Source organism: Methanoregula sp. (assembly GCF_003170075.1).
GTDB lineage: Archaea > Halobacteriota > Methanomicrobia > Methanomicrobiales > Methanospirillaceae > Methanoregula.
The window spans coordinates 1-11858 of record NZ_PMZU01000043.1 but is presented as its reverse complement, the minus strand read 5'-3'; the positions used below and the strand labels follow the sequence as shown (position 1 = coordinate 11858).

The following is an 11858-nucleotide window of genomic DNA, read 5'->3' as shown; positions in this document are numbered from 1 at the left end:
TTATATTCATTCACCAATGGATACAAGAGCCGAACCGACACCATTTGATCAGAAACTCTTTGTTATCTTCATCGCAACGTTTGCAACGATGACGGCGTTCGAATTTGCCGGGCAGTTTCTCTATCCCTATCCTCCCGACTGGCGCTCGAACCTGGTCACAAGCTTCTTTACGAGCGGGATCGCCGTCATTATCGCCTACTTTACGCTCAGCCCCTACTACGAGAAGAATGTCCAGCTCCTCTCGGAAATGGAGAGACGCCATAGTGTGGAGATGGAATTACGGGAGCGCGAGGAGCGCCTGAGAAGAACCTTTGACCAGTCTCCGGTGGGGGCCGCGATCATCTCTCCCGATCTCCGTTTTATCCAGGTGAATACAGCCCTCTGCACAATTACGGGATACGCACCGGACGAGATCCTCTCGCTGCCACTCTCTTCTATCGTTGCTCCCGACGAAAACGCCGGGATTATCACGGGTACGGAGGATCTTAAAAGCGGTGCGATTGAGCTGGATCAACACGATATGCAGCTGGTACGGAAGGACGGGGCCAGGATCTGGGTGCGCCGGTCGGTCGCCCTCCTCCGTGATGCAGAGGCTGTTCCTCTCTATTTCCTTCCGATGTTTGTGGATATCAATGACCGTAAGATGGCGGAGGATGCCCTCCAGAGGATCAACAAAAAACTCACGATGCTCTCGACGATCACGCGACACGACATCAAGAACAAGCTGACGGGTCTCGTTTTATTCCTGCAGCTGGTCAAAAATGAAGTCCCGGACGACCCGACCCTGCACGAGCACATCAATAAGCTGATGGAATGCAGCGAAGCCATCGAACGTCAGATCGAGTTCACCCGTTATTACGAGGCACTGGGGGCAACAAAAGCGGACTGGTACGATGTACAGAAAGGTGTTCTTGATGAGGCAGGCCAGTTACCTCTGGAGGGAATTACACTCGACCCGGGAAGGGAAGGGATTTCGATCTACGCTGACCCGTTGATCAACAAAGTCTATTATAACCTTATGGAAAACACGATCCGGCACGGCGGGCATGTCACGGCGATATCGTTTGCAGCGGTCGAATCGGAAAAAGGTCTCGTGATCAGCTGTTCTGATGACGGTGTCGGAATTCTGCCGTCAGAGAAAGAGAAAATATTCCTCCGGGGACACGGACGTAATACCGGCCTCGGTTTGTTCCTGATCCGGGAGATCCTCGCGATAACCGGGATCAGCATAACGGAGACCGGGACGTACGGCACCGGTGCACGGTTTGAAATTCTGGTCCCCAAAGGGGCGTACCGGCTCGCCCCTCTGCAGTCAGGTTCTGACAGGTGAACGGTAGCGATATATCCCCGCGTTAAAATTCTCTTGGTAAACAAAAAAACGCACTGGAATCCTTTCCCGGCCCCTCCCAATTTTTCACGTGCCACATTCAGAATCATATCTCCCATGCCATATTTTCTTGTTTGATCGCCAGACCGGACGCATGAAAACCCGTAAATTTGAGTGTAAGAGGCCTGAATAAATATATAAAATTCCCCGGCATACGGAGTTTGCCTTAATAAATTGGCGCAAATCCTGTTGATGTCTCATATAATCTGCAAACTGCATAACAAATATATTTAGACTAAAACATAAACTGGTCTGCTTGTACATTGTCATGCCTTTGCCCGGGGCATTCTATAAACGGTATTTGAAATTATGGCATTTAAAAGAAAGAATGAAGATGCAGCTTCACCGGTAATCGGCGTCATTCTGCTGGTCGCCATCACGATAATTCTCGCAGCAGTTATCGCTGCGTTCGCATTCGGTATGGCAGGAAACCTCCAGAAGAAGACCAAAATGGTTGCGGCGACGGCATCCAAACTAAGTTCAAACGAGATCGTAATCACCTATGAAGGTGGCCAGGATGCGGCAGCATTCAGTTACGGACTTGTAACGGTTACTCCACCCGGCGGCATTATTGAAACTGTGGCATATTTTAATACTACCGGCGGTGCTCAGGCAGCTGCTGGTGGTGGATCCCAGGTTACTGCAACCCCTTCTGTTACTACGGGTTGTTCCGGAGGATCGTGTCCTTTTACAATAACTGCTAATTTTATTACTCAGGGAAGCACGCAAGGTGTGCTGGGACCGGTTGTTGGAGATCAGGTTATTGCAATCCCTTCTGTTACGAATGGTTTTACGGGATCATGTAATATTATAGTAACCGGTTATTTTACCGATGAAAGTTCGCAGGTTATCCTGAATACCCGGATATAATTTCAACCTTTTTTCACGGGGAAAAAAAGGAGTTTTCTTTGTAAGAACCTGATTATTTTACCGCCAATCCGATCAGCGTTTCCCACCGGTTCCCCATCGGGTTTATCGGGAGAAAGTTCCCTATTGATAAAAATTCGCGGGGGGTAATTCCCTGTCACCCCCCGATGGAACCGGGCCTGAACGTGACTGGTTTCGAATGACAGTGACATCAGGTTTTCTTTTGTCGATACTGCCATCCGAAGTACGCGATCACCGCGAGAAGTGCAATTACACCAATGAGCACCACCAGGTAGGGCATGGGGATGCCGATGAGGCTCTGGCCAAACATACCTCCATTCAGGTGCGCTTCCTGAGCGGCTGCGGTCGTCCCGGCAGTGACGAGACCGAAGAGTGATGTGCCGTTCGGCGAGTCCCCGCGGAAGATCATATCGCCCTGGGCATCAACGCCCCCATACACCGTGTCGATCAGTTCCTGCTCACCGGTCTCTTCGCTGATGCGGATTATCCTCACTGCATCCTTCCCGCCATGCGCGTCCACCCAGGATGCCGGGATGGCAAACGTTACGTTCGCCGGGCCGGTGGTGACGTTGACCTTGTGCACGTCAAGGGTGAACGCAGCAGTGTCCAGCTGGAGACCGTTCCTGTTGAGAATGTCCCGGAACTGGTTCTGGGTATCTGTGCTCACGTCCCCCGATAGTGTAAGATCGATATTGCCCCGCTGGATGAGTTCTGACAGGACGGCGTGAACCGAACCGGAGACACTGCCGAGTGCCAGCGTGGCGTTTATCGGGTCAGTCACGAACTCTGCCCGTGAGACCGGAGCCGTGATATTCCTGTTCTTGATCGTGAGATTGTATCCCCAGAAGGTGAAGAGCACGCCGGGCGAGTGGTGCTGGTAAATCTCAATGCGGTCAGCGAATATCGTTACGGTTGCACCGGCTGTATGTGCACCGTCGATTCCAACGAAGAGTGTGCCCTGCCCATCAGCATTATAGATTATACCCGGGGACCACCCTATCGGATAACTCTGGAATGCCTGGCCGGATGGACTGGCGGGTTGTACAGGGAGACCGGCTTGTTGTGACCCTTCGGGCTTGACGGGTTGCTGGGGTGATCCCAAAAATCCCGTGAACGTATTGCTAGAGTAGCCGCCACCCGCGCCATGGCTCGCAGGTACTGCAGTAACAGGTATGGCCATGGTTGTGAAGGTCGAATCAGCGCTTACGGCACGGTTACCATAGATGTCGATTGATGTCACCCGGTAATGGTACACTGTGCCCGGTACCAGGTTATGCAAGGATATCGTGTGACTCTCTACCATGACCCCGTCTATGATGAGGGTGTCATAGCTGGTTGTCGTGCCATATTCAACCGTGCTGTTTGTATTGCCATTGGTCTTCCATGTGACTGTTGCACCATAAAAGTCGACGCCGGTGACTGCCAGGTTATACGTAATCAGTTGGAGATTGGCGGTTATCGTTATTTTCCCGGAATTCAGTGCACCGGCAGGACCTGCCAGGAAAACCGGTACCGTAATAAGACAGCAGCAGAAGATGACAAAAACAAGAGATTTTTTTTGGGGGGTCATTTCCTTTGCCTGACCGTGCCGCCGACAATGACTGCTGTGGCAGCGAGGGCTACAATACTGAGCACCGCGGGCAGGGAAGCCTTCGTGGACGCACTGGCGGGAGATCCCGCACTTGTTGAGGCTGATACCATAACTGCCCAGACACCCATGCGGTTCGTGGTCGTTGTCAGCGTCTCATCCTGCGTGTTCACCTGTGTGGGCAGGATGACCCATGTCCCCTGTGCGGCATCAAAGTAGGAGAGTTTCAGCTGGGATGCATCCCCGCCGGCTGCTGCAAGGTCATCTGCCGAATACGTAACTTTGACGGTGGCGTCTTTGCTGAGCAGTCCTGTGAGACCCGCAATCTCAAAACTGGTTGCACCCAGTTTTGCACCAGAAGGCGCCGGGCTGAGCTTGTCCATTGAATAGGGTTTCAGGGTGACAACAACATCGCTCAGCACGGCTCCCTGCGGGAACGAGACTGAATACCGTCCATCGGGAGAAGTCAGTGTTCCCGCACTTGCCGGTATGAGCGTGATGCTGGATTCTGTTACCGGGGGAATGTAATTTGTCTTTACTGAGAGGGTCGTGTTCTTCTCATCGAGAACCGTGCCACTCTCAAGAAGAACTTTGGAATCCACGGTGTAGGTCCCGGCCGGGAGGTTCTGCAGTTTCGGCGTTACGGTATACTGGACGGTATTCCCCGGGATAATTGCATAGGCTGATGGTTGCGTTGAGAAGTTTCCTACGGGATTCCCCGTTGCATCGCTTACCGTAACGGTATTTACGGTATGATAATAATGATAATTACCAGTATTTTTGAGCGTTGTTGTCACGGTGATCGGCTGGCCCACCGTCACCTCGCCCACCGAAAGGTTGGTTATGCTGCCGGTCACGGTTGGTGCGGTTCCGGTAATCGTAATCATGACGGGGACAAGTACTGCAGTGGTGAATGACTGCCCTTTACCCGGCAGGGCATGGATATAGATGAGTGCATATCTCCCGCCCGGGCCGGCATTCGCGGGAACGGATATTTTTGCATGTATGCTTTGTTCTACACCGGGTACAAGGTGAACTGAACTGGTATCAAGCGTGATAAAAGACCTGGCAGAATAGGGACTTGCATCATTTGCCTGAGTTACAGCCGAATAACCCTGATCCATATTCTGGCCAAAACCGTATACCTCCACCAGAAGGTCAGCTGGATTTTCATCAGATCCGATACTCACCGTCATGGTATGGGTATCTGTTCCACCGGGCGCGATACTTCCCGTATATTTTGATCCCGTAACACTGATCGCTGATACGGTTGCCGGAAGTACCAGCAACAGGCACAATACAACGATCCCAACCATCAGGGATTTATCCATAAAATTACCCATCTATAACCCCTTGTGTGATAAATTGGGGTACTGGAACATATAACCATTTGTAAGTTTTCATCACTTAAGATGCTTGGACAGAATGAAAAATAGGATTGGATGTATTTTTAAAATTATGGGGTGGTACCGGTCATTGTGACAATGATCCTGTAGACATGGTTTGTCGGGAGGACCGAATCGGTAATTGCAACTGTCTGCTTGATGGTAACTGGGGTACCTGTAAATGTGCCAGCAGCAGTTGAGGCATTTGCACCGGTTACAATGGCCTGATCGCTACCGGTTAATGTAACTGTTGCGCCAGTATACTGAGTTGCACTAGTTGCACCGCCAATGACAAGACTTGAGCCCAGTTTAAGAGTTCCATATACAGATGTGGCTGTATTATAATCTACCATTTGTCCGGCGTCGGGCTTTGCCGTAGGAACACTATCAGGATCTAAAGCGTCTTTAACACTAACAACCCAATTCGGGGAATTAGATGCCACGTCTAATGTTACGCTTGTTGCATCTGTATTCAGTCCTTGGGCGAGGGCCCAGTTGGTAATACCACCGTTTACGGTGACAGTTATCGTTTTTGCGGGATTTGCTGTGATTGTAGCACTCTGCGCTGCCATCACCGGCGCTGCCATTGCAGCAAATGCGATGATAAGAATCACGGCCAGGATCAATACGTTCTTCTGCATGTTTCTGCACACCCTTTTTTTGGTTGTGTACTCAATATGCATAACTAATATTTATATATTTCTTTGTTAAGATAGTCGGTTTTTGTCCAGATTTATATAAAATTGCCGTCCTTTCTTCCTCAGTTTATACTTAAAAAGTCCGGACTATGAACGACAGGTCCGTCCTGTAACCGGAACCGCCCGTCAGGTGCAGATCAGAATATGCTGCCGGCTGGGTGAATAATGGGGGAAGATTCTGGTTGGTCATTTCCTTTGCCTGGCCGTGCTGCCGACAATGATTGCTGTGACAGCGAGGGCTACAATACTGAGCACCGCGGGCAGGGAAGCCTTCGTGGACGCACTGGCGGGAGATCCCACACCTGTTGAGGACGAGACCATGACTGCCCAGACACCCATGCGGTTCGTGGTCGTTGTCAGTGTCATGTCCTGCGTGTTCACCTGTGTGGGCAGGATGACCCATGCTCCCTGTGCGGCATCAAAGTAGGAGAGTTTCAGCTGGGATGCATCCCCGCCTGCTGCTGCAAGATCATCTGCCGAATACGTGACCTTGACGGTGGCGTCCTTACTGAGCAGCCCGGTAAGCCCGGTGATCTCAAAACAGGTTGCCCCCGGTTTTGCATTTGCCGGAGCTGGCTCGAGTTTGTCTTTGGCATAGGGTTTCAGGGTCACCACACCATCACCCAGCACCGCACCCTGCGGGAACAGGACCGAGAACCGGCCATCAGGGGAAATCAGGGTCCCCCCACCCTGCGGTGTGAGCGTGATGCTGGATTCTGTCACCGGGGGGATGTAATTTGTCTTTACTGAGAGGGTCGTGTTCTTCTCATCGAGAACCGTGCCACCCTCAAGAAGAACTTTGGAATCAACGGTATAGTTCCCGGCCGGAAGGTTCTGCAGGTTTGGCGTTACGGTATACTGGACGGTATTTCCCGGGATAACTGCATATATCGATGGTTGCGTTGAGAAGTTTCCAAAGGGATTATTGTTTGCATCGCTTACCGTAACGGTATTTACGGTATGATAATAATGATAATTTCCGGTATTTTTGAGCGTTGTTGTAACAGTGATCGGCTGGCCCGCCGTCACCTCGCCCACCGAGAGGTTGGTGATGCTGCCGGTCACGGTTGGTGTGGTTCCGGTAATCGTAATCAGGACGGGGACAAGTACTGCTGTGGTAAATGACTGCCCCTTCCCCGGCAGGGCATGGATATAGATGAGCGCATATCTCCCGCCCGGGCCGGCATTTGCGGGGACGGAGATTTTTGCATTTATGCTTTTTGCAGTACCGGGTTCAAGGTGAAAAGAGCTGTTATCGAGCGTGATAAAAGACCTGGCAGAATAGGGACTTACATCATTTGCCGGATTTAAGGCAGAATAACCCTGGTCCATATTCTGGCCAAAACCGTACACTTCCACCATGAGGTCAGTTGGATTTTCTTCGGAACCCAGACTCACCGTCATGGTATGGATATCTGTTCCTCCGGGCGTGATACTGCCCATGTACTTTGTTCCCGAAACGCCAATCGCGGATACGGTTGCCGGAAGTACCAGCAACAGGCACAATACAACGATCCCAACCATCAGGGATTTATCCATAAAATTACCCATCTATAACCCCTTGTGTGATAAATTGGGGTACTAAAACATATAACCATTTGTACGTTTTCATCACGTAAGATACCCGGATATGGGTGAAAAATGGATAGATTTTTTCAAAAAAAGATTACGGTGTTGAACCGGTGAATGTAACAATGATCCGGTAGACATCGGGAGAGATGAGGGACGGGTCAGAGTATTGGACCGTCTGCGTGATGGTAATAGGTAGGGCACTAAATGTGCCGGCAGCATTTGTGGCACCGGTCCCGGTTGCAATGGCCTGATCGCTACCGGTTAATGTAACGGTTGCGCCAGTAAAACCCGATGCAGTAGTAGCGCCAACGAGCATGGCGGATCCCAATGAAATACTGGATGTAGTATTATATGCGGTCCCGTTCCAGTCTGCCATTTTTCCTGCGGTACCAGAAGTTTTTGAGTTATCCATACCGTCTTTGGCACTAACAACCCAGGACCGGTCATTCGATTTCACGGTCATGGTTACGGCTGTTGAATTTGTTAATGGCTGACTTACAGATGGATCTAAACTCCACCCGGTAATGGTACCGGTGACCGTGAGATTCATCGACAACGGGGGATTTCCTGAAATTGTAGCATTACCCGCTGTGGCTGCCATCACTGGAGAAACCACCGCAGCAAATGCGATGATAAGAATCCCGGCCAGGATCAATACGTTCTTCTGCATGTTTCTGCACACCTCTTTTTTTGGTTGTGTACTCAATATGCATAACTAATATTTATATATTTCTTTGTTAAGATAGTCGGTTTTTGTCCAGTTTTATATAAAATTGCTACCCTTTCTCCCTCGATTTATACTTAAACAGTCTGGATGATGAACGCCAGGTCAATCCTGTACGTGGAACCGCCTGGCAGGTACGGATCAGAATATGCTGCCGGCTGGGTGAATACCGTGGGAAGGTTCTGGTTGGTGACTGCTGCACTTCCGGAATAGAGTGTTTTTGCGGTGGATGTGATAGGCGGGGTGATCGTCTGCGCAGTTGTCGTGCCGGTTGTGGTTCCGGCCAGCTGAAGAGGTGATCCTAAGTCAGGTCCCCCGCTGTCATACGCACCACTCGTATAACTTCCCATATATCCCTGCTGTGTTGTATTGCGCACGGTACCATCTGCAACCAAAATGGCGAACGGGACATTGGTTGTGGTGTTCATAACGAGGCTTGAATCAGTTGCGGAAGACCCCGCGACTAATGCCAGCGCTATCGAGCCTTCGTTCAGAGTGATCGCAACAGATGGCGATGATGTCTGAATAGATCCCGTCGCAGTACTGGTGGAATATGGGTTAGCAACAATCTGAGTTACGGTATATGTTCCTGAGGTGGTATATATATGCGTGGCGTTGACCTGAGAAACATCGGTTGTATTGAACCATGCAGAACCATCACCGAATGACCAGTTCCACATGGTGGCGTTTTCCTCCACCCTTGTCCAGTTGAACTGGACCGCCAACGGAGTAACGCCGCTGGTCACGTTTGCCGTGAACCCGGAGAAGGGTATGCCATAGACCGTGAGGGTATTTTGTGCATTAGCGGTATACACGGGATTGGCCGCGGTCTCAAGGATCGTATATGTGCCATTCAGAGTATAGGTATGAGATTGGTTGAAATTCACCTTCGGGGGGGTCATGTTACTTACCGCGCCGTCCCCCCATGTCCAGCACACATACGCTGCGTTGTTGTTCATGTTTGTCAGGTTGAACTGAACCGCTAAGGGCGCGAGACCAGATGTCTTATTTTGGGTAAATCCGGCAAGCGTCGGGTCGTAGGCATACCTGATGATGACGGTACCGGAGCCGCCGCCACCGCCATTGCTGGGAGCGCTATTGCCACCGCCGCCACCGCCTCCGGTATATGCTGCTCCCGCTGTACCGGCTCCAGTACTGGATCCGGCTCCACCACCACCGGCACCGCCACTGCCCGCGGTTAATCCTGCATAAGCACCACCGCCGCCGCCACCAGCATATGTCGTTGAGGTTCCAGTAATCAGAGATACAGTCCCATTACCACCATTACCGGCAGCAGTACCGGTTGAAGTACCCCCAAGAACAGTGCCGCCGCCGCCGCCACCGCCGAGATAACGGGTTGGGAATGTCAAAGATTGTCCCGTTCCACCACCCATTCCTTGACCAGCGATCCCCGTTCCGGCAGTACCTGTACCCCGGGCGCCACCACCTCCGGATCCACCATTTCCTCCGTTTCGGGTCGCAGCAGTATTACTGCTGGATCCGCCGCCGCCACCACCCATTGCCTGAAAACCATTTGTTGGGGTCGTATTTGCAAACGAAGAGTTGCCTCCATTACCACCTTTGGCAGTTGTTGTTCCTGCGGTTCCACCGCTGCCAACCGCTACAGTATATGTCGAACCGGGTGAGACGGTGAAGGTGCCGTTGAGGAATCCGCCGGCACCACCGCCGCCACCGTAGCTCCCTCCTCCTCCGCCGCCGCCAATAACAAGATACCAGAGATTCGAATTTATTCCATATGGTGCAGGCCATGTGTTAGCGACGGTGGCGTTCCACATCACGAGATAATTATTGCCGTACGTTGCCGTCCAGCAGCCATTGGCATTCGTCCACGGTGGGGACGAAGCGGCCGTGATATAGTTAGAGAAGGTCGTAATGCTGGTGGCCCCTGGACTGGCGACGGACTCGCTGACAGCATATATGCCAGCTGAACTGTAGGTGTGAGAGGCATTGAACGTCAGCGGCGTTGACGTGTTACTTACCGAGCCGTCTCCCCATGTCCAGTTCACCCAGCTTGCATTGTTTGCGATAACGTCCATGTTCGTGACATTGAACTGGACCGTCATCGGGGGGATGCCATAAGTTGGCGATCCGGTGAACCCGGAGGAGATTGTCGAGTATTCCTGCGGATAAACGGTGAGGAATGTGTTGGGGCTTTTCTGGTTATTGTATTCGGTTGAAATCCAAACGGGTGTACGATTGTTGTTGGAGATACGGATTTCGTCGAGTGTCGCGTTGAGGTAGGTGTTCCACGTTTGATGGTAGCCTATGAGTGTCCCGCCGCTTCCCGATATAGGTGCCGTGGGGGCGGTTCCCGTTGTTACAGCAGTCGTTGCCACCGGCACGCCATCAATGTAGATAGCAAATTGGCCTGCAGCTACCGCAGTCCCGGAAGTTGTATTCCATGTACCTACGATATGGTGCCAGTTATTGTCATTCACTACTTTGGTCGTATAGACACCGATGTAAACGTTGTTACTATCGACTCCAAAGGCAACATCGCCGGCAGTACCGGCGGCACCCGGATAGGTGCCCCCGACAGAAAGTGTGAGGCTGGTCCCTGAACCAGCAGAACCCCGATCATTCACTATTGCTGTCTGAAGCTGGGAGGTGTTCGAGGTTTTTAGCCAAGCTTCGACATTATAGGCGGTGACGCTCGTTTGGACATAATTTGTACTCAGATAGTTCTGGTTAAACCCGCCAAGGTTCAGTCCGCCGTCAATTATGCTGCCGGCAAATGGTGTTGGATTATTATTCCATGTTGCGGAATAGTTGTTCGAGGTGGAATCTGACGAAGGACTGATGAGGTTCCCCAGATGCCAGACACCCATATACTTGGAATCCCAGACCCCGGCCGCATTCTGCTGGTTGCTTGCCGAAGGATTCCCGTAATACATGTAGAAGGTGGTATTGGTGGTATTGTAGACGCTGGGGACTTTGACCCACGCTATCAAATTCCCTGAGCTCTGCGTGAAATTCTCTATCTCATAATTGAGTATAGTTACCCCGTCAGACGCGGTAAAGAGAATATCATTTCCATTCGACTGTGCATTTGATATCAGATTCGTATCTTGAATATTAACAAGGACGGGAAAATTTGTCAGGGTGATACCCGTGCCGTTGACATACACTTTATTGATGGTAATATTTTGGCGGTAGAGCCAGTTTGAGTCATACCAGGCGGCGGCAGCAGGGGGGAGGAGAACAGAAAGTGCAAGGAGGAAAATGAGGGCAAGCAGTACCATCCGCCGCGATATCGGAAGCCGGGTTTTGTGAAACAGAACCCCGTTTTTCCTAATACCCCCGAACAGAGAATTTGTTGCAGTGATGACAACACCTGAGTTCAGGTTCCCACGCGTTAAATCCCAGATCTCTTCCTTGTTCTGTCGGGCGCTCACAGGGAAATCCCCATAATACATATGAATCGCTCTAAGATTTTAAAATGAATCATCATCGGGGGACCACTTCTGCTAACCAATTGGTGATCCAATAATATCAATTATTCTCTCTTAACTATATTTAAAACTATTCAAAAATATTTTCTGTTAATGGGAACAGATAATAGGTTTTCTAAAATTTTGACAGGTGAGATTATTTG

General features: G+C 51.0%; 8 protein-coding genes. 2 read left to right on the top strand and 6 right to left on the bottom strand.

Features of this window, described 5'->3' with window-relative positions; genetic code table 11:
* The first annotated feature begins 16 nt into the window (after positions 1–16).
* Both QZN75_RS05170 and QZN75_RS05165 read left to right on the top strand, forming a co-directional pair.
* Positions 17–1330, top strand: a complete 1314-nt coding sequence (locus QZN75_RS05170; protein WP_292425657.1) for a PAS domain S-box protein — start codon at positions 17–19, stop codon at positions 1328–1330.
* A gap of 366 nt (positions 1331–1696) precedes the next feature.
* Entirely contained in the window at positions 1697–2257 is a 561-nt protein-coding gene (locus QZN75_RS05165; RefSeq protein ID WP_292425654.1) for a type IV pilin N-terminal domain-containing protein, read from the top strand.
* 208 nt (positions 2258–2465) lie between these two features.
* On the opposite strand, the gene QZN75_RS05160 is transcribed toward QZN75_RS05165, so the two are convergent.
* The 6 genes from QZN75_RS05160 to QZN75_RS05135 form a co-directional block, all read right to left on the bottom strand.
* A complete protein-coding gene (locus QZN75_RS05160) occupies positions 2466–3845 on the bottom strand; it encodes a fibronectin type III domain-containing protein (protein ID WP_292425651.1) in 1380 nt (459 codons plus the stop codon).
* Positions 3842–5194, bottom strand: coding sequence for a hypothetical protein (locus tag QZN75_RS05155; RefSeq protein ID WP_292425648.1), 1353 nt, complete (start codon positions 5192–5194; stop codon positions 3842–3844). The genes QZN75_RS05160 and QZN75_RS05155 overlap by 4 nt, the downstream gene beginning before the upstream one ends.
* Positions 5195–5319: 125 nt before the next feature.
* On the bottom strand, positions 5320–5889 hold the full coding sequence (locus tag QZN75_RS05150; RefSeq protein ID WP_292425645.1) for a hypothetical protein: 570 nt from the start codon (positions 5887–5889) through the stop codon (positions 5320–5322).
* A gap of 243 nt (positions 5890–6132) precedes the next feature.
* Complete coding sequence (locus tag QZN75_RS05145; RefSeq protein ID WP_292425642.1) at positions 6133–7485, bottom strand: hypothetical protein; 1353 nt, start codon at positions 7483–7485, stop codon at positions 6133–6135.
* 127 nt (positions 7486–7612) lie between these two features.
* A complete protein-coding gene (locus QZN75_RS05140; RefSeq protein ID WP_292425640.1) occupies positions 7613–8188 on the bottom strand; it encodes a hypothetical protein in 576 nt (191 codons plus the stop codon).
* A 131-nt stretch (positions 8189–8319) separates the two neighbouring features.
* Positions 8320–11505, bottom strand: coding sequence for a DUF2341 domain-containing protein (locus QZN75_RS05135; protein WP_292425637.1), 3186 nt, complete (start codon positions 11503–11505; stop codon positions 8320–8322).
* Between the last annotated feature and the right edge of the window lie 353 nt (positions 11506–11858).